Below are 18,407 nucleotides of genomic sequence, written 5' to 3'. Positions count from 1 at the left end.
TGACTTCGTTTCTCAGGAATTGAGAGCGGCGGAAGACCCGGAATTTGAAACCTTCTACACTAAAAATATTCTGCTTAACGAAGGTCTGAGAGCTTGGATGGCTCCCCAAGACCAACCCCACGAAAACTTTATCTTCCCTGAGGAGGTTCTCCCGCGTGGTAACGCTCTCTAATATCCCTACCGCTACTGGTCGTGACCAAAGTTCCACTGGCTTCGCTTGGTGGTCTGGTAACGCTCGTCTTATCAACCTCTCCGGTAAACTGCTCGGCGCTCACGTCGCCCACGCTGGTTTAATCGTTTTCTGGGCCGGGGCAATGACCCTGTTTGAAACCGCCCACTTTATCCCCGAAAAACCGATGTACGAACAGGGTTTAATCCTGCTTCCCCACTTAGCTACCCTCGGTTTTGGGGTCGGTCCTGGTGGTGAAGTAGTCGATACCTTCCCCTACTTCGTCGCCGGTGTTCTGCACTTAATTTCTTCGGCTGTACTCGGTTTTGGTGGTATCTACCACGCTATCCGCGGACCGGAAACCCTAGAGGAATACTCTAATTTCTTCGGTTACGACTGGAAAGACAAAAACCAAATGACCAACATCATCGGTTATCACCTGATTCTCTTGGGTTGTGGTGCGCTGTTGTTGGTATTTAAAGCCATGTTCTTTGGCGGTGTCTATGATACCTGGGCTCCCGGTGGCGGTGATGTCCGCGTCATCACTAATCCTACCCTCAACCCCGCAGTTATCTTTGGTTATCTGACCAAAGCTCCCTTCGGTGGCGAAGGCTGGATTATCAGCGTCAACAACATGGAAGATATCATCGGCGGTCACATCTGGATTGGCTTAATCTGTATCGCTGGCGGTATCTGGCACATTCTCACCAAACCTTTTGCTTGGGCGCGTCGCGCTTTCATCTGGTCTGGAGAAGCCTATCTGTCCTACAGTTTGGGCGCTCTTTCCATGATGGGCTTTATCGCCGCCGTTTACGTTTGGTTTAACAACACCGCCTATCCCAGTGAATTCTACGGTCCGACCGGTATGGAAGCTTCCCAAGCTCAAGCTTTCACCTTCTTGGTGCGTGACCAACGCTTAGGTGCTAACGTCGCTTCTGCCCAAGGCCCCACCGGTCTAGGTAAATACCTGATGCGTTCTCCCACTGGCGAAATCATCTTCGGTGGTGAAACCATGCGTTTCTGGGATTTCCGCGGTCCCTGGTTAGAACCCCTCCGCGGTCCTAACGGTTTAGACCTCGACAAAATCAGAAATGACGTACAACCCTGGCAAGTGCGCCGCGCGGCTGAATACATGACCCACGCTCCTTTAGGTTCCTTGAACTCTGTAGGTGGCGTTATCACTGACGTTAACTCCTTTAACTATGTGTCTCCTCGCGCTTGGTTGGCCACCTCTCACTTCACCCTCGCCTTCTTCTTCCTGATTGGACACCTCTGGCACGCTGGACGCGCTCGCGCCGCCGCCGCTGGTTTCGAGAAAGGAATTGACCGCGAGACTGAACCCGCATTGGCAATGCCCGACCTCGACTAATTTCTGTTAGTTCGATGGCAGCGGCTCCCGTCTAGTTGGCGGGAGCCTTTTTGTTGTTAATTTGCATGAGTAGAAAACGGGTTTCTCCGAGAAACCCGTTTTCTGTGCGTTACTCAACGGATTTAGTATCAGACGCGGCTAAAATACTCTCTAAAGCCGATAATAATCGTTGATTTTCTGCCGGTAAACGGACAGCGACCCGAAAATAATTGCTGCCCAATTCGGGGAAACTGAGACAATCGCGGATGAAAATTCGATGATATTTTAATAAAGCTTCCTGTAGGGGTAAACAGGAAGATTGAGATTGTACTAAGAGGAAGTTAGCGGCACTGGTTTGGGGCTGTAATTGCGGAAAATTAGCTAATCCCTGCCATAAATCCTCGCGGGCTGCTGTTAACCAGTCCCAAGTTTGTTGTTGAAAATCCCTATCTTCAATTGCCGCAATAGCGGCAACCACAGCCAAGTTATTCACTGACCAAGGATCGCGCCATCTTTGCCATTGTAACAGGCGATCGGGATGAGCGAGGACGTATCCTAAACGTAAACCGGGGAGACTGTAAAATTTAGTTAGGGAACGCAAAATCACGAGATTAGGATATTCTGGCAACAGAGATATTAAACTCTCCTGTTGTGGCGGGGGTAAAAAATCCATAAAAGCTTCATCCACTACCACCAAACCAAATTGCGATAGATAGGGACGAATGGCCGCCACCGTCCAGAGTTTCCCCGTGGGATTGTGGGGATTATTGAGTAATAAGCCTTGTTTTTTGGGATTAACCGGCTTTAAACTGGTTAAATCTAGGGAATGTTTGCAGATTTTCCCCCCAAAACTTTTTAAAGCCCGTTCGTAATCGTTAAAAGCGGGTGCTAGTACATAAACACTATCAAATGCTGCTAATTCCCGACCGGCCCAGGTTAATAACTCGGCCGCACCATTGCCGGGGAGAATCCAATCCGGCCCGATATCATGCCATTGAGCGAGGGCAGAACGCAACTGCCAATACGTGGGGTCAGGATAACGAGTCAGACTGGTTAAATGGCTTTTAATAGCGGTTAGGGCGCTTTCTGGCGGACCGAGGGGGTTGATACTGGCAGAAAAATCGAGAATAGAGGAAACCGGACAGCCAGCAATTGCGGCCGCCCAGTCAAGATTACCACCATGTTTAGGTCTAGGCAAAAGACTTACAGCGAACGAAACTCAACAGTAATTATTCCTTATCCGGGGCTACTCTGTCTTTAAACAGTTTACCCGCCGAGAAAGCCGGGACGCGAGTGGCCGGAATCTCCATCTTATCGCCGGTTTTTGGGTTGCGTCCTTCCCTGGCCTGACGTTCCCGGGCCTCGAAGGAACCGAATCCTACTAGGGTTACTTTGTCCCCCTCAGAAACCGCTTCGATAATGGTTTCGATGGCGGCAGTGAGAACAGCATCTGCTTGTTTTTTGGTGACAGAGGCTTTGAGAGCGATTTGATCGATTAATTCACCTTTATTCATGCGCTAACTCCTTGTTTTGCGGTTTTTCTGAGTTTAGGGTGGTTGTCAGTAGTTTATGGTTCCCCTGTTGAGGACTCACCAGGATCGAGATCACTAAATAATGCCTCAAATCCTCATTGGCTATATATTCCACTGCATTATTCTAAGCGGGAATTGTCTCGATCGGAATCGCTGAAACCTTTAATTTATCTAGATTTCCCCCCGATTCTCCGCCAGGGGAGAGACAAAAGGGAATAAGCGAGAGATTAACAGCGATATAAGCTAATAAAAAGAGATTAGCTGACCAAATTGCCGATAAATATTCTCTAAAAGCGATAGGCATCCTAACTTCCCAAAAATCGTTCATCGGTTCTCTCCCAGATTTTTAACTAATTTTGCCCCCAAAAACGTTAAAAAAGTTTACCAAAGCAATTTCTGCCCAAAAATTAAGGTTCGGGACCAGGAGATATTGGCTAAAATTGGAACTTATGATCGTTAAAAATATTCAAAAAAGCAGGATTTAACTGGAAAGTTTGCTATCATTATCTATTCAGCGACAAACTCGCATGGTGATTTACTGCTATCCCCTAGCCGATCTAGGTCAAAGCTTAAGACGTTCTTTTATTGTGACTTTTTTGGCAGTAATCGCCATTCTTGGCGGTGTGATTCCCGAATTTTCTTGGACGACGGAGGTAGTTAGTTTCCGGTCTTCCGCTTATACTCAAGATTTTACGGATGACCAAATCAAAAGTTATGCCAAAGCAGTTTTGTTGATCGAAACCCAAAGAAAACAAGCTTATCAGGCAATTTCGCAAATTTTAGGGAAAAGTCCCCCAGCAATTACCTGTAACCAACGGGAAAGCTTTAATAATCTTCCCGCTAATGCCCAAAGAATTGCCGTCGATTATTGTAATAACTCAAAAAAGATTGTCCAAGATAGTGGTCTAACTGCCGCTCAGTTTAACACCATTACTAACCGGATTAGTAGCGATAATAACTTGAGACGACAGGTGCAAAATGAGATGATTCGTCTGCAGCGGGAAAATAAATAGAAAAAGTTCCTCAGTTTTTCGGGTCAAGTTGGAGTCAGGGCTACAATAAGAATGTTTTTCCCATTGACCACTACCATGTTAACTTTTACCGAGCGCTTACCCCCCCGTCATACCGCTAGTCCACCTCCCCCAGAAACGGTGGTTTTTAGCCTCCTACTTACGGCCGAAGAACGCACCCGCAGCCGTTATCGTCTCGACAGTCCCGAAGGTTTTTCCCTCTGTTTTCGTTTACCTCGCGGCACCATTCTACAGGATCGCGATTTCCTACGGGGAGAAAACGGCGAAATTGTTCAAATTATCGCTAAACCCGAACCAGTTATCACTATTACCGCCTCTTCAACCGATTTACTCCTCAAAGCCGCCTATCACCTCGGTAATCGTCATGTAGCCCTAGAAATTAATCCCGATTACCTGCGTCTGGCCCCCGATTCTGTCCTACAAGCAATGTTAGAAGGTTTGGGATTAACTGTAACTGAAGAAATCGCCCCCTTTAACCCCGAAATCGGCGCTTATCAGCATTATCATGACCTGGAAGAGGCAAAAAAGGGATAGTTAGCTAATCTTGCCCAATGCTCTTTCTGATTTAGAGTAAGCAAAAATCAAACTCGGTTTCGACTTACCTCTTTTCCTACCATAAATTGTAGTTTTTGGGCATTATCTTAACAAAATTTAACTGACAAGAAAACAGTAACTTTTTAACAGCCTCTACGGGATATTTTCTTAATCAAGAGGCTCTCATTCTGCTAGTTTCTAGAATTTTAATCGGCCTCGGTGAATTGATTAATCATCAAAGTAAAAATCGAACTACGAAGAATGAATAACCATGGTACTTTCAGAACTAGCACCAACGGCTGTAACCTCTGTCCTGTCTGATTTATCCACACCCACTGAGGTTAAAAAATCCCCTGCTCAAAACAATGATCTAATCTATTTTTGTGAACTAGATTCTAGTAACAAACTGAATCATTGAACCGCAAGAAGTTTATACAACTCTCGACGGACGAATTTATCTTAGTCAAAAATGTTAGGATTTTTCAACTATTATCTATATTTTCCGTCAGCCAATTTTTAAAGTTTCTGATGGCTTCACTTCTCCCCAGTTGTTGACTTTGTTTAACAAATTGATTAATTAATTCAATAATCGGTATCTGAGGAAAATTGGGACTGCTTAAAGACTCAATATATTCTCCTTCTTGTAATAAATTAATCTGTAGGCCACTTTGAGTATAACGCCACAGTTCGGGAACACCTAACTGTCGATAATTATCTAAATAAGTACGGGAAGTAATATCAATTTCTAGGACTAAATCGGGGGGGGGATCACTTTCTAAATTAAGTCTATTTTTGCCAATAACGGCTTGATAGTTTTTAATATAAAAACAGGCATCAGGTTCAACCGCTTGATTCATCCGCTCGTTTTTAAATGTTGTTGATCCTAACGGTTCAAAATCAATATTGAGTGCTTCTAACAAAAACTGAACCATATAACTAATGATTTCTTTATCTTTTTCATGTTCGGGTAAAGGTACCATAATTTCTAATATTCCGTTACTGTAGGATAACCGAGAAGCACGACTTTCTCCTAATTCTGATAATATTGTCTCAAATTTTTGCCAGTTAAGCTCTTTTAAAAGTAACTGTTGACCGGGATTGACGATAATTTGTTCTAAGGCTAATTGCATGGCTTTAGCTGAAAATGTTGATTTCTTAGTTTAATTATACCCTTCCCTTGAGAACGGAATTCGGTATCGGTCAAAGTTTCTAGAAAAGCCCCAGGGATAGCTTGAGTATTTATACTTATTGCAATCTAGGTATGCTTCCCCTAAGATATAGTTGATCGGTAATCGTCCAGAACTAATTACCGAAAATTTGGGTTTAAAACCCTTGGAATGGTGTTTTTATTGTATTCAGGAAATTGAAAAAATGAAGACCAAATCGATCATAAGCTTACTATCCCTTAGTATTATGGGGATGTCAATCTATGCAGGTCAAGCTAATAGCAGTGATTATCGAGCTTTGACCCCGGAAGAGAAATCACGGTTGACTGATGCTTTGCTAAAACAGGGTTGTAGGAATCCTAAAGCGATGAAATTTGATGTTGAGACTAACCTATTTGAAGCAGAAGATGCTGTGTGTGAGGGAGGAAGAAAGTATGATATTTACCTTGATAGAAACTTTAGGATTGTTTCAATGAAACCAGACTAAAAGAGCAAATCCCTGAGAAACTTTTACCGATCGCCGCGAAGATTACCAATCAGGTATAACAAAGCCATTCTGACAGCGACACCACTGGTAACTTGTTGGGAAATCAGACTAAAATCGGGATCGTCCATTAAATCGGAACTAATTTCCACTCCCCGATTCACAGGACCGGGATGAAGTACCTTCACCCCCGGTTGACAGGATTGCAAACGAGGACGAGTAATGCCAAAACTTTGATGATATTCCCGTAAACTGGGCAAAAGATTGGCAGTCATTCGTTCTTTTTGCAGTCGCAGGGTCATCACAAAATCGGCCTTTTCTAAAGCTGGTTCTAAATCCCAGTGGAGAAATATGCGATCGCACAATTCCCCAAAATATTTCGGCAGTAGGGTGGGGGGTGCGGACAAATGTACTTCCGCCCCAGCCGTGGTTAAACTCCAGATATTGGAACGAGCGACACGAGAATGGAGTATATCCCCAACAATAGCGATTTTTTTACCCTCTAACAGTTCTAAACGGGGATTTTCTTCATCTAACAGACAACAGATCGTAAACAGGTCTAAAAGTCCCTGGGAGGGGTGTTCGTGTTGACCGTCCCCAGCATTAAGAATACTGACCCCCGACTGCAAACGATCCATTTCTGCGGCAATTAAATCGGGAACTCCCGACTGTTGATGTCGGATAACAAAAATATCCGTACCCATGGCCACATAGGTTAAAGCGGTATCGAGAATCGTTTCACCCTTAGTCAAACTGGAACTACCCGGGGCAAAATTAAGAACATCGGCCGAGAGACGTTTGGCCGCTAGTTCAAAACTACTACGGGTGCGGGTGGAAGGTTCAAAAAAAAGATTTGTCACCACTTGACCTTGTAGGGCCGGCACTTTCTTGGTACGTCGGGAAAGAACTTCACGAAAACTAGAGGCCGTTTGTAGTAGAGTTTGGTATTCTTCCGGTTGCCAGTCTTGCAATCCCAAAATGTGGTGTCGGATCCAAGTGAAAGCCATAGGAGTTAAGGAGGCGGTAAAAACGGCAAATTTCGTCTATGCTATTGTAGGATTTCTTTGCATCAGGTTAATAAATAGGGTTTATGAGAATTAATTTTTCCTTGTGTCAGATCACTCTTGCGATCGCTTTATTTCTCAATCCCTTGCCGGCGATCGTTGCCCAGACTGCCACCTCTGGGGAAATGGTATCACCGACCACGGGCATTAATTACACTCGCCTGAAAAATTTCCTCGCTCAACAAAATTGGCGACAAGCTAACGATGAAACCCGGAATTTAATGCTGAAAGCGACCGGACGGGAATTACAGGGCTGGTTTACCATGGAAGACCTGCAAAAATTGGCCTGTTGGGATCTGCAAAAGATGGATCAACTCTGGAAAGAAGCTTCTGGGGGACGTTTTAGTTTCAGTACCCAATTTCGCATTTTTATCGAGACGGGTAATCGACCGGGGCGCTTAGTGGCGATCGAAAATTTTCAAACTTTTGGCGATCGCATCGGTTGGCGTAAAGATGGTGATTGGATTATTTTTAAAGAAAATCTTAACTATACCCTCAATGCTCCCGTCGGTCATCTACCGGCGCCCCGGGACGAATATCAGATCGCCGGTGGTCGCCTAGAATACACTACCCTCGCCCAAAGATTAGTCACCTGTAATATTGTTAGCTTAGGGCAAAGCAAACAATAGACCTCTTGTAAAAATCAAAAATTGTTGTTAGGGTTAGGAGTCAGTAGTCAGTAGTCAGTAGTCAGGAGAATTAAGAATGAATAATAATCAATTAAATGGTCTATTTACGGATTTTATGCCATTTAATCCTTATTTTTGCCGTTTTTGAACCCTCAAAAATTAATTATGCCAGAAGTTTAATAATCACGCTGATCAATTCTGTAGAGTAAAATTTAAGGAAAAGCTTCTCTCCTCATCTTCCTTTTCCGATTTACTAGCACTTTTTCCGCTAAAAAACCCTAAATTTAACAATGATTAAACGATCCGTTAACGTATCGAGAGCGATCGGTTCGTCGATCGCCGTTTCCCTAATTGTCGCCGGTTGCGCCCCCCAGGGCCCCCAGGCCACCGGACCGGCGGCTGTTCCCGTCAAACTGCAAACCCTCGGCACCGACAAATTAGTGCAAAGTAGCGAATTTGTGGGTACTTTGCTCGCCCAAGAGCGTGTTAGGGTCTCCCCTCAGATTACTGGTCGGATTCGCTCTATTTTCGTTAAATCTGGCGATCAGGTAACTCAGGGACAAAAAATCGCCGAATTGGATCCCGAACAACAACAGCAACAGGTAAACGCCAGTATCGGCCAGGTAAATTCGGCCAAAGCAAACCTCAATGGGTCTGAGGCAGATTTAAGGCAAAGACAAGCGCAAGCGGCGGCAAATAAAGCCCAAATTGCCCAGAATCGGGCAAATGTGGCCAATGCCGAAGCCAATGTTAAAAGTCAGATCGCCACGTTGAGCGCCGCCGAAGCTGATTTACAGAGAGCGAGAGCTAATTTAGATTTAGCGGAAAAAGACCTAAAAAGAGCCGAATTTCTGGTCAAACAAGGCGCACAGCCCCAACAGGACTTAGATAATCGCCGGCGCGACATTCAGGCCACCAGGGCAGAAGTAGAGGCCCAGTCTAAAAATCGTGATGCGGCCCGTCAACAGGTGACGGCGGCTAGAGCTACCCTACAGGCAAACAAAGAAGCATTAAATATCGCCATTCAAAACGAATTAGCGTCACAGCAACAGGTGGCGGCGGCAGCGGCAACAGTGAACAGTCGTCAAGCGGCAGTAGCCAGCGCTGAGGGGCAATTAGGGGCGACGCGTCAGAATTTAGTTTTTAACACCATTACCGCCCCGATTGATGGTTTTGTCGGCGATTTTAATCAAAGAAAAGTCGGCGATATTATCTCCCTGGGTGAAGAATTAACCTCGTTGACTAATAATAAAACTTTGGAACTAAATGTGCAGATTCCCGTGGAATTACAACCGCGTCTGCGTGTTGGGTTGCCCGTGGAAATTATTAATCCCGATGGCAGTGCCGGGGTTCGCGGTCAAGTAACTTTTATTTCTCCCACCGTTTCCCAAGCTACCCAATCGGTTTTAGTGAAATTTTCCTTTACTAATGATGGCAGTCTTCGCAATAACCAATATGTGCGGGCGCGGGTAATTTGGGATCAAAAACCGGGGGTATTAATTCCCACCACGGCAGTGACTAGCATCGGGGCGCAGAATTTTGTTTTTGTGGCCGAAAAAGAAAAGGCTAAAGAAGGTCAAGAAAATGCCAAGGAGCGTTTAATTGTCAGACAAAAACCAATTCAAGTCGGCACGATTCAAGGGCAAGCTTATCAGGTTATTTCTGGAGTAAATGCCGGGGAAAGAATTGCTATTAATAATATTCTTTCTCTCCGAGATGGTACAGCTATAACTGTTAGTCAGCAGTAATTTTTATGAGTAATTCGATTATCGTTCGTCCCCTGGCAGCGCAACTAATTACTGCCGAGAGTTTCCGTCCCTACGGTCAATTAATAATACCTAGTCATGACGGGAAAATGTTTGATGAAAGCGATGCACAACTGCATTTAAAAAACGGTGTGCCACGCTTTTATATTATGCGTTTACAGACTCGCGGACGTAAATTTAAGCGAATTACTCGTCATAGTCAATGTACCCAATGTCTTGGTTCTTTGGGGGGACAAGAGTGGTTTTTAGGAGTGGCCCCCCCTAGTCCTTATCCTCAACCGGATTTAGAAAAATTAAAGGTTTTTCGCATCCCCGGGGACTGTTTTATTAAATTAGAGGTGGGAACTTGGCACGCTGGCCCACTTTTTGATCAACCAGCAATTGATTTTTATAATCTCGAATTGAGCGATACTAATATTATCGATCATTTTACCTATAATTTTGCCCAAGAGCAGTCAATAGAATTCGAGATTGTTGATTGAAACAATTAATTTTTTACTTAACTTTTCGCAATCCTTTAGAAAGATAGGCAACGAAAAAAGCTAACACTCCCGTCATCCCTACCTCGAAATAATTGGTCATGAGAATAGCGGTAAAAAAAAGGAGTAAGATGATTAATATAGTCCGCTTTTGTTCAGGTAATTTCATCTCTAATTGCCTCTAATTCGGTTTTATTACTTAATGGTTGATAACCCAAAGAAAAAGCGAGAGAACTATCAAGAGAAACATCCTGCGGACGCGGTGCGCTCATGGGAACATCGCACTGTAAACAGGGTTTTATTTGTTGCCTAGGAAGGTTAAAAACTGCCGCCATTAGTAAACCAAATTGATAACGAGAAACTCTTTCTTTACCCCCCAGATGAATAATCCCTTGCACTTTTTCTAATGCCAAAAGTAAACCATTCACCGCACTATTAACCCCAACAGCCGTCCGATATTCATCGGTAAATAGAGATAATTCTTTTCCCTCTTGCAGGGTTTTTAAAAAGGGTTGCAGGAAACTATTAGCGCTGGGAGAAGGGGAACCAAACATCAAAGGCATTCGACAAATAGCCGCCCGAGGATATACTGCTAAAATGCCCTTTTCTGCCGCTACTTTTTGCTCACCATAGATACTGACTGGAGAAACGGGATCATTTTCGGAATAGGGGGCATTTTTACCATCAAAAACCAAATCGGTAGAGGTAAAAACTAGCGGTATTTGATATTGACTACATAAACGGGCAATTTCTAGAGAAGCTGTCAGATTAATTGCCTCGGATGCTTGGGGAAATTCTTGACAGAGATTCGGTTTTGATTGGGCAGCCCCATGAATTACCGCATCGGGTTTAATCTGTTGAAAAAGTTCTTTAACTGCGGCTAAGTCTGTTAAGTTAACTTTAATTAAATTTGGGTCATTACTATTGACATTGTGATTAAGGTATGTACCGAAACTAGCCCAAGATGAGCGAGTTTTTTGGTAAATATGCCAACCTAAAAACCCACTAACTCCAGTGATTAACAGCGTTTTCATAGTTTAGAGATTAAATCCTTTTTCGTAGGCTAAAAACTGCACTTGTGGTTCCAACGGTTCACTAACTAAACCAATTCCAGCAAATCCCCATCGCTGCATCAGTCCCTTTAATTGTGTTCCTGAGAGAGTTTCCACAGAAAAATTATTGGCTAAATCCTGAGCATGGGTGTTGATATAACTTAAAGCATCGTAGGATTCTTTAAACAGAAGCAGATAACTAGCTGGAGTTTCGCTTTCACCTTTTCTCAGACGCGCCACTAGATATTGTCCGTCTTGTTTTGACCTGAGTAAATAATGAGTAGTTGCTAACATATTTTTCAAAGTAAAAAGTGAAAAGGAAAAAGGAAAAAAGGGGTTAGGGGTTGGGGATTGGGTTTTGGTGTTTTAGGGTTTTGGTGTTTTAGGGTTTTAGTTGAAATTTCCCCCATCTCCCCATCTCCCCATCTCCCCACTGATAACTGATTACTGTTTACTGATAACTGATAAAATTTACCCATTTCCGCTACTTTAGATCCTCCAATTTAATTCTAGGATCTACAGCTTTGAGAAGTAAATCAGCCAGAAGATTACCGATAATCAACATAGTAGCACCCATCATTAAACTGCCCATAACTAAATATAAATCTTTAGCCGTCACAGCTTGCAGAATTAAGCGACCTAATCCAGGCCAATTAAAGAAAAATTCGGCGATAAATGCCCCACTTAACAAACTAGAAAATTCAAAGCCCAAAAGAGTTATCAGGGGATTAATAGCATTGCGTAAAGCGTGGACATAGATAACTTTATTTTCTGGTAAACCTTTCGCCCTTGCGGTTTGAATATAATCCTGTCGCAGAACATCTAATAATTGTCCCCGCATCAATCTTTGTAATCCCGCAAAACTGGTAACTGTCAGGGCAATAGTTGGTAAAATCATGTGCCAAGCGATATCTAAAACTTTACCGATAGGGGAATATTCCGAATAGTTAATACTGGTCATATCACCCACCGGTAAAAGCGGCGAGACATTTTGGGCGAGAATTAGCAGTAAAAGGGCAGTGATAAAACTGGGGAAACCTTGACCAAGATAACTGATAACTCGGAAAAATTTATCGATAAATTGGTTTTGTTTGACGGCGCTGACAATGCCCAAAGGAATCGCAATCGCCCAGGTTAAAATTATGGAAGTCAAAGACATTAATAACGTCGCTGGAATTCTCTCTAATAATAGGGAAGACACGGGACGAAAATAGGTAAAACTCAGACCAAAATTAAACTGAGTTACCACTTGCCACAACCATTTAAAATACTGGACAATCGGCGGGTCTTTTAAACCAAAAAGGGCAATATATTGTTCTTTAGTTTCCTGACTAATCTTGGGATTCAGGTCAAGCAAAGCCAGAAAACCGCCGGGGGTTAATTGGATAATAGCGAAACTCAAAGCCGAGGCCAACAACAGAGTTAATAAACCCTGGAGAACACGCTTGACAATATATAAAAAAGTTTCGCTAGTTAGGAGAGATTGTAACCCATTAGCACTTGATCGAGCGGTTGCAGCCTTATAATTATCATCAGTCGCCGTCATAGAAAAAAACCTAATAATCGATGAGGGTAATAATCGGTAAATCGGGTAATTTTTCCCGACCACCAAGGTCGATTAACTCGATGATAAAGGCAAATCCTAACACCTCACAACCAATTTTTTCTAATAAATCGGCCGTCGCTTTCGCCGTCCCTCCCGTCGCGATTAAATCATCGACAATTAAGACTTTATGATGGGATGCCACCGCGTCCTGATGAATTTCGAGGCTATCGCTTCCGTATTCCAAATCATACTCGATACTGTGAACGGCGGCGGGTAATTTGCCCGGTTTCCGGACGGGAATAAATCCCGCTTCTAATTGGTATGCTAAAGGAACCCCAAAGAGAAAACCCCTGGATTCCATACCGACAATGTAATCGGGGGATAAACCGTAATCGCGACACTTTGCCGTTAGGGTATCGATCGTGTAACGTAATCCTTGGGGATGATTGAGTAGGGTAGTAATATCGCGGAAGACAATACCCGGTTTGGGAAAGTCGGGAATATCGCGAATCAATGATTTCAGATCCATTCGGTTTCCGTGTCTCGTAAAATGGGGGACAGCTATCTATACAATACAATTTACAATACCCTGACTCGATCGCCCTTGTGTTTTAGTTCTCCTATATCATGACCTCTACTAGCCTAACGCCCGAATCTACAACATCAGCCCCAGAAAAACCGGTTATTTTAAGCGTTTTACCCGATTTTCCGATTGCCAGTCAGCAATGCGCCCTACATCTCCAACAGCATATCGATTTAATGCTATTAGCGTTGGAATCCTTAGAAGTCGGCGCCGGGGAGGCCCTGTTAGCCCTCTGTAAAGAACTAGGACTCGATAAAATTGTCAAAAACCGGATTATTTTCTGGCGCTTACGCTGTACTAATCCGTGGCGAATTTCCTACACCCTCGACCGTCTCACCCTTGACCAAGCAAAAGCTTTAGTTATCATTGCCAGTTATCGGGCCAAACCCCTAGCTATATCCATCCGACAATTACTGTTAGCGCGGCAACAGATGGAATCAAAGGGTTTACCCGTGGATAATAATTTTCTTTTATCAGAATATCTAGAACGATTTCGCTCCAATTTTCGCAGTCGCATGAACCCCCGCCGGGCCAAAGTATCGGTTTATCTAGCCGATGAAAATGCCCTAAATGAACTGGCTTTATCCCTCCTCGATCAGTTATTATTTTGTACTGGTACGACGGGAATGCAGCGGTTTTGGATTAGTTTATTTGATGGGGAGATAGTGTAAAAATGAGAAGACAGTATAGCCTGCCCAATTGTACCCTGATTCTCGATGGTTTCGGCGATGATTTCGCCCCAGCTAACCCCGGTGATAGCCGACCTTTGCTCTCAATTTTGACTAACGTAGAATGTCGGTTAATCGGGGCCAATAAAGTCCTGCAAGGTGGTCGGGTTTTCTTGGAAAATTTGGCCCAAGCGGTCAGTCAGTATGCCCAAGAATTTTTAAGCGGTGTTCGTCATCCCCAAGACCCCGTCCATGAACCAGATCATGTGTACCTAGAAAAGATTGACCATAATCTCCATCGTCTGGTTTGGTATCCATCAACGGACTTGAATATCCCAGAAAGTCCGGTCAACATAGAAATCAGTACCGTGCAGTTATTCGATTTAATAGAAGCGATTGACCAATTTTTTGCTGATACTCGTACTTTACCCGACCTAACCCTGAAATTGCAGCCAGTTTCCCGTCGCTACCATAAGGTCAATGAATCGGTGGCCGGTCGAACAGTACCTTTTTTGGCAGGATTAGGCAGTCTTGTCGCTTGCGCCCTACTTTTCTATCTGTTACCCGTCCCCCAAGTCCGTAAACCCGAAAATCCCCCCATTCCTGCCGCTTCTCCCAGTCCCACCGTCCCCACTAATCCCGTCCCCCCCCCCAGATAAAATTAGGCCCCTAAGCTACATCTGTAAATGGAGTAATAGGAATTTGGTTATAAACCTCGGCATTCTTTGCCTGAGCTTGACGGAGATCGTAGTCTGTTTGAAGATTCAGCCAAAACTGAGGACTGTTACCGAAATATCGTGACAGACGCAAAGCTGTATCCGCAGTGATACTACGCTTACCCGCTAAAATCTCACCGATACGAGTTTGAGCTACGCTTAAATCTTTGCTCAGTCTGTAGGGGGTAATATTGAGCGGTTCCAGAAAATCTAACTTGAGGATTTCACCGGGATGAATATTGGGCAAATGGTCGCTGTTCATCGCATTTAGCTAATTTTAGTGGTAGTCCACCACGCTCGAATCCTAACGCCTAACAATACTATTGTCAAGCAGACGTAAGCCTTCGCCCCACACCCCACACCCTACACCCCACACCCCACACCCCACACCCTACACCCCACACCCCACACCCCACACCCCACACTGTCTCAGTTTTTTAGAGAAAGTATCCGAGAAAAACCAGATCTTTTTTGCACAAGTTAGAAAAGTTGTGTTATACTGGTAAATCTGTGAAGGTTTTTCGATAGGGAGTATTGAAAAAAAAATGACCAAACTGGGAACCCATTTGATTGTCGATGCTTGGCAAGTACCTGCTGACCTCCTCAACGATCCCGAGCGCATTCGTCGCGCTATCCTCGATGGAATTACGGCAGGAGAAGCAACGCTGATCGATTTGTGTGTCCACCAGTTCAGTCCCCACGGAGTTACCGCGACGGCGACTTTAGCTGAATCTCATATCGCGATCCACACCTGGCCTGAACACGGCTATTTCGCCGCCGATTTATTCTTCTGTGGTGCGGGTAAACCCGTGGTTGCCATGGAAATTTTGACCAAATCCCTGCAAGCAGGTGAGATTAAAGTGCGGGAACTAACCAGAGGATTCCCCGGTCCTGGGGCAGTTTATGAAAGCAAAAAGGAAGAACCCCTTAAGTCTTCCCTGGTTATGGCCTAATTTCTAGGGACTGCCTCGATAATAAGTTATCATCACTGGCGATCGCCTAAACTAAAATCGTGATCAGGATAACCTTTGTTTTTATCCTCGCCCTCTTTCCCTCTCTCGTTAGTCTCTGGTTGATTAACCGATCCCAACAGAGATTAAGCAACCGTTTGAGAGGGATTCGCCATCGTCACGAATACAGCACGGTGATTGCCAGTGATTTTTTGTCAATCCCTCCAGGGACAGAAAATAAACCGGCCTTGATCGGTGATCTTAGTTGTCGTTTTAATGCCTATTCCCCCCATTTGCGTTGTGCGGTTAATCCCACCGGTCCCTGTGAAGGTTGTCGGCAGTACGAAGCTAAAACTGGCACAGTATAAGCGGCTTGAGCTTCCAAAAAGTTCCCTATTTGCTATCCTTAAAAATCATCGCTATCGCAATTGAGGAGTGTGGGAACAATGGCGTTCAAACGAAATTTGACCCTCTTAATCATCGGATTAGGATTAACTTGTTTACCCGTATATCCGGCCCAAGCTAACCAAATCAGCACCGTCACCCCGAATACGGCGGCCAATCAAACTCTCGCTACCCATCTAGTCCTAAAACTGAAAGAGAGAAAAGTTTACGTTTATCAAGATAGTAAAGTTTTAGCACAATTTACCGTCGCCGTCGGCAAAAAAGGCTGGGAAACCCCCACCGGTAAATTTGAGGTGCGGGAATTAGTTCGCAATCCCGTCTGGAAAAGTCCCTGGACAGGAAAAGTCAGCACCCCCGGTCCCAATAGTCCCCTAGGGGAAAGATGGATCGGTTTTTGGAGTGACGGCAAAAATTCCATCGGTTTTCATGGCACCCCCGCAGAAAATTCCCTCGGTAGTGCCGCTTCCCATGGTTGTGTGCGGATGCGGAATCGGGATGTGAAAGTGTTGTTTGATTTAGTCCGCATGGGAACCCCCGTCATCGTTCAACCTTAATTCCGGCAGATAATTTTTTAAGATGGGCAGGTCTTCCGGGCGATCGATATCGGCTAATTTAGGCAGATAAGCGGTCTTTAAAGCCAGTTTAGCGGCGATTGTCTGGGTTTTGGCCAAGACTTCCCCAGTTCCCCAGGGAATATCATCAAAAAGCTCTGGAAAGACCTGTTTTAAAGCAATTAGGTAGTATCCTCCATCTAACGCCGGCCCTAAAACCATATCGTGGGTTTTTAAGGCCTCAAAGGCTGCTAAAATCTCTTTTTCCCCGATTTCTGGGCAATCTGTGCCAATAATAGCGATCGCTGTCATCCCTTGAGCAAAACCATCGGCAAAAGCATTTTGCATCTTTTCTCCTAAGTCTTTTCCCCGTTGAGCATTATAGGAATAATGCACACCTAACCAAGTACGCATTTTTTCCTCGCTGCCGCCATGGTAGTAGATGATCAGAGAGAGAAAATTCTTCAAACCCGCTAATTTACCGAGAGTATATTCGGCCAGTTTGCGGTGTAATTCTTCGGCTCCCTCGGCTGCCAAAGCTGGAATCATACGGGTTTTTACTTTCCCCAATTCCGGATAACGGGTAAAAATAATCAGTTGTTGTCTCCAGTCCACGAGTAATTGCGACGATGATATTAATTATTAGTTTTAGCCTACTGTTAATAGGAGGCAAGAAAACCAATAAAACGGGCTTTATTGGCTTAGTATAGATTATTTTAGTTGGTTATCTAATTCTGTGTTGGGTTTCGTTCCTCAACCCAACCTACGATGGCTTCAAGTGCCAGTCCTGCAAAATATCGGATTTTTTCAGGTCATCGACCTCGATTCGGAATTAGAATTAGAATCTGACTCAAGAATTTGTCTAATATCTGATAAATTATCAACTTTGTAAAAAGAGCCTAATGCAACACTTTCATGATCTTGTATCCAATGATAATGTGGATGATGATAGCCGTACAAGATACACTTTGCTCCAATTTCAATGCCTGGATTAATATCTGATTTTAGTGAATCACCAATAACCCAAACATCTTGACAATCAAAGCCTATATCTTGGATAAATTTTTTTAAAACTTCAGCATTTTTGTGAGGTACAACTCTTATAAAATCAAAGTATTTATACAGTTCATTTTTGTGTAACTTCTTTTTTTGAAATGAATTTTCACCTCTTGTCAATAATGCAAGAGAATAGTTTTGAGATGACCAATCAAGAATTTCTTTAGCCCCCTTAATAGTATTTGGTGTATTTTTTAAAATTAAACGGCCAAAATCTTTAATAGCTTTTAAAGTTTCCTCGGATATTTGATGATTTATCTTATGAGAAACAGATTTATAAGTTTCTATCATACTCCGAGTATAACGATAAGGAGAATGCTTTAGTTTTTGCATTTGAAGATGATCGATTTTTTCAAATTCTTCAATTAATTTATCTTCGTTAATTTGTAATTCTTCAGATAATTTTTCCACAAAAAGCTTTCTTGCAAGCCAATAAACATTGCTGGTATTTAGCAAAGTATCATCTAAATCAAATACAATCAGACCACTTTTAGCCATTTTTATATTACCTTGATTATGGCTCTTCGTTACTTGTTATGGTTCGATAGGGGGGCATAAATCGACTAAATCCTTATCTGGCAAGAGACTTAATTGATTAGTTCGCTCTAGATAAAAAACAATTGACAAAAATCGCTAAATGCCTTTCTATATAACGGTTCCATCCCTTATAACCCCCCT

Annotated in this window: 26 protein-coding genes; 13 read left to right on the top strand and 13 right to left on the bottom strand. The window is 43.6% G+C overall.

Annotated elements, in window-relative coordinates; translation table 11 throughout:
* Both O9324_RS25825 and psbC read left to right on the top strand, forming a co-directional pair.
* A partial coding sequence (locus tag O9324_RS25825) for a photosystem II protein D2 (RefSeq protein ID WP_271931852.1) occupies positions 1-172 on the top strand: 172 nt, incomplete at its 5' end.
* Positions 156-1,538 carry a photosystem II reaction center protein CP43 gene (psbC, locus tag O9324_RS25820; protein WP_002768963.1) on the top strand — a complete coding sequence of 461 codons (1,383 nt, stop codon included), beginning with the start codon at positions 156-158 and terminating at the stop codon, positions 1,536-1,538. The genes O9324_RS25825 and psbC, both read left to right, overlap by 17 nt.
* 109 nt (positions 1,539-1,647) lie before the next feature.
* On the opposite strand, the gene cobD is transcribed toward psbC, so the two are convergent.
* The 3 genes from cobD to O9324_RS25805 form a co-directional block, all read right to left on the bottom strand.
* Complete coding sequence (gene cobD / locus O9324_RS25815; protein ID WP_288141692.1) at positions 1,648-2,715, bottom strand: threonine-phosphate decarboxylase CobD; 1,068 nt, start codon at positions 2,713-2,715, stop codon at positions 1,648-1,650.
* Positions 2,716-2,746: 31 nt separating this feature from the next.
* Complete coding sequence (hbs, locus tag O9324_RS25810) at positions 2,747-3,031, bottom strand: non-specific DNA-binding protein Hbs (RefSeq protein WP_002759570.1); 285 nt, start codon at positions 3,029-3,031, stop codon at positions 2,747-2,749.
* Between the two features lie 142 nt (positions 3,032-3,173).
* The gene (locus O9324_RS25805; RefSeq protein WP_002768959.1) at positions 3,174-3,377 is read right to left on the bottom strand and encodes a hypothetical protein; all 204 of its coding nucleotides are present in this window, start codon (positions 3,375-3,377) and stop codon (positions 3,174-3,176) included.
* A gap of 199 nt (positions 3,378-3,576) precedes the next feature.
* Here O9324_RS25805 and O9324_RS25800 point away from each other — a divergent pair, with 199 nt between their 5' ends.
* Together O9324_RS25800 and ureE are read left to right on the top strand one after the other, a co-directional pair.
* Entirely contained in the window at positions 3,577-4,062 is a 486-nt protein-coding gene (locus O9324_RS25800) for a DUF4168 domain-containing protein (protein ID WP_288141693.1), read from the top strand.
* A 75-nt stretch (positions 4,063-4,137) separates the two neighbouring features.
* Entirely contained in the window at positions 4,138-4,614 is a 477-nt protein-coding gene (gene ureE, locus O9324_RS25795) for an urease accessory protein UreE (RefSeq protein ID WP_272080509.1), read from the top strand.
* Positions 4,615-5,096: 482 nt separating this feature from the next.
* Here the strand turns inward: ureE and O9324_RS25790 are convergent, their stop codons facing one another.
* Positions 5,097-5,744 carry a Uma2 family endonuclease gene (locus tag O9324_RS25790; RefSeq protein ID WP_185240783.1) on the bottom strand — a complete coding sequence of 216 codons (648 nt, stop codon included), beginning with the start codon at positions 5,742-5,744 and terminating at the stop codon, positions 5,097-5,099.
* A 241-nt stretch (positions 5,745-5,985) separates the two neighbouring features.
* Between O9324_RS25790 and O9324_RS25785 the strand changes: the two genes are divergently transcribed.
* Positions 5,986-6,267 carry a hypothetical protein gene (locus O9324_RS25785; protein WP_002788965.1) on the top strand — a complete coding sequence of 94 codons (282 nt, stop codon included), beginning with the start codon at positions 5,986-5,988 and terminating at the stop codon, positions 6,265-6,267.
* Between the two features lie 23 nt (positions 6,268-6,290).
* Here the strand turns inward: O9324_RS25785 and O9324_RS25780 are convergent, their stop codons facing one another.
* On the bottom strand, positions 6,291-7,271 hold the full coding sequence (locus O9324_RS25780; RefSeq protein ID WP_002790911.1) for an aspartate carbamoyltransferase catalytic subunit: 981 nt from the start codon (positions 7,269-7,271) through the stop codon (positions 6,291-6,293).
* A gap of 83 nt (positions 7,272-7,354) precedes the next feature.
* Between O9324_RS25780 and O9324_RS25775 the strand changes: the two genes are divergently transcribed.
* From O9324_RS25775 to O9324_RS25765, 3 genes are all read left to right on the top strand, one after another.
* On the top strand, positions 7,355-7,957 hold the full coding sequence (locus tag O9324_RS25775) for a GUN4 domain-containing protein (RefSeq protein ID WP_002768949.1): 603 nt from the start codon (positions 7,355-7,357) through the stop codon (positions 7,955-7,957).
* A gap of 290 nt (positions 7,958-8,247) precedes the next feature.
* Positions 8,248-9,705, top strand: coding sequence for an efflux RND transporter periplasmic adaptor subunit (locus O9324_RS25770; RefSeq protein WP_288141691.1), 1,458 nt, complete (start codon positions 8,248-8,250; stop codon positions 9,703-9,705).
* Positions 9,706-9,710: 5 nt separating this feature from the next.
* A complete protein-coding gene (locus O9324_RS25765) occupies positions 9,711-10,205 on the top strand; it encodes an ureidoglycolate lyase (protein ID WP_288141690.1) in 495 nt (164 codons plus the stop codon).
* Positions 10,206-10,218: 13 nt separating this feature from the next.
* Here the strand turns inward: O9324_RS25765 and O9324_RS25760 are convergent, their stop codons facing one another.
* From O9324_RS25760 to O9324_RS25740, 5 genes are all read right to left on the bottom strand, one after another.
* Positions 10,219-10,371: a hypothetical protein gene (locus O9324_RS25760; protein ID WP_002768943.1), complete on the bottom strand. Its 153-nt coding sequence runs from the start codon at positions 10,369-10,371 to the stop codon at positions 10,219-10,221.
* Positions 10,358-11,236 carry an SDR family oxidoreductase gene (locus O9324_RS25755; protein WP_288141689.1) on the bottom strand — a complete coding sequence of 293 codons (879 nt, stop codon included), beginning with the start codon at positions 11,234-11,236 and terminating at the stop codon, positions 10,358-10,360. Before O9324_RS25755 ends, O9324_RS25760 begins: the two co-directional genes overlap by 14 nt.
* 3 nt (positions 11,237-11,239) lie before the next feature.
* Entirely contained in the window at positions 11,240-11,548 is a 309-nt protein-coding gene (locus tag O9324_RS25750; protein WP_002737657.1) for a hypothetical protein, read from the bottom strand.
* A 190-nt stretch (positions 11,549-11,738) separates the two neighbouring features.
* On the bottom strand, positions 11,739-12,800 hold the full coding sequence (locus O9324_RS25745) for an ABC transporter permease (RefSeq protein ID WP_193961113.1): 1,062 nt from the start codon (positions 12,798-12,800) through the stop codon (positions 11,739-11,741).
* Positions 12,801-12,810: 10 nt separating this feature from the next.
* Positions 12,811-13,329: an adenine phosphoribosyltransferase gene (locus O9324_RS25740; protein WP_002737799.1), complete on the bottom strand. Its 519-nt coding sequence runs from the start codon at positions 13,327-13,329 to the stop codon at positions 12,811-12,813.
* A 98-nt stretch (positions 13,330-13,427) separates the two neighbouring features.
* On the opposite strand from O9324_RS25740, the gene O9324_RS25735 reads away from it, so the two are divergent.
* A complete protein-coding gene (locus O9324_RS25735) occupies positions 13,428-14,054 on the top strand; it encodes a DUF3038 domain-containing protein (protein WP_147070481.1) in 627 nt (208 codons plus the stop codon).
* Between the two features lie 2 nt (positions 14,055-14,056).
* The gene (locus tag O9324_RS25730; RefSeq protein ID WP_288141688.1) at positions 14,057-14,710 is read left to right on the top strand and encodes a DUF4335 domain-containing protein; all 654 of its coding nucleotides are present in this window, start codon (positions 14,057-14,059) and stop codon (positions 14,708-14,710) included.
* Between the two features lie 10 nt (positions 14,711-14,720).
* Here the strand turns inward: O9324_RS25730 and O9324_RS25725 are convergent, their stop codons facing one another.
* Positions 14,721-15,029, bottom strand: coding sequence for a HigA family addiction module antitoxin (locus tag O9324_RS25725; protein ID WP_288137058.1), 309 nt, complete (start codon positions 15,027-15,029; stop codon positions 14,721-14,723).
* Positions 15,030-15,312: 283 nt separating this feature from the next.
* Between O9324_RS25725 and speD the strand changes: the two genes are divergently transcribed.
* The 3 genes from speD (at position 15,313) to O9324_RS25710 (ending at position 16,676) form a co-directional block, all read left to right on the top strand.
* Complete coding sequence (gene speD / locus O9324_RS25720) at positions 15,313-15,720, top strand: adenosylmethionine decarboxylase (protein WP_002759529.1); 408 nt, start codon at positions 15,313-15,315, stop codon at positions 15,718-15,720.
* Positions 15,721-15,779: 59 nt separating this feature from the next.
* Complete coding sequence (locus O9324_RS25715) at positions 15,780-16,085, top strand: DUF6464 family protein (RefSeq protein WP_287733258.1); 306 nt, start codon at positions 15,780-15,782, stop codon at positions 16,083-16,085.
* A gap of 78 nt (positions 16,086-16,163) precedes the next feature.
* Complete coding sequence (locus O9324_RS25710; protein ID WP_150977541.1) at positions 16,164-16,676, top strand: L,D-transpeptidase; 513 nt, start codon at positions 16,164-16,166, stop codon at positions 16,674-16,676.
* On the opposite strand, the gene O9324_RS25705 is transcribed toward O9324_RS25710, so the two are convergent.
* Both O9324_RS25705 and O9324_RS25700 read right to left on the bottom strand, forming a co-directional pair.
* On the bottom strand, positions 16,638-17,288 hold the full coding sequence (locus O9324_RS25705; protein ID WP_288141687.1) for a TIGR04282 family arsenosugar biosynthesis glycosyltransferase: 651 nt from the start codon (positions 17,286-17,288) through the stop codon (positions 16,638-16,640). The two genes, O9324_RS25710 and O9324_RS25705, sit on opposite strands and share 39 nt — an antisense overlap.
* A 192-nt stretch (positions 17,289-17,480) precedes the next feature.
* Positions 17,481-18,227 carry an HAD family hydrolase gene (locus O9324_RS25700; protein WP_288141686.1) on the bottom strand — a complete coding sequence of 249 codons (747 nt, stop codon included), beginning with the start codon at positions 18,225-18,227 and terminating at the stop codon, positions 17,481-17,483.
* Between the last annotated feature and the right edge of the window lie 180 nt (positions 18,228-18,407).

Origin of the sequence: Microcystis sp. LE19-84.1B (assembly GCF_027531875.1) — a bacterium.
GTDB classification, from domain to species: Bacteria; Cyanobacteriota; Cyanobacteriia; order Cyanobacteriales; family Microcystaceae; genus Microcystis; species Microcystis panniformis.
This window is presented reverse-complemented; position numbering and strand designations above follow the sequence as displayed.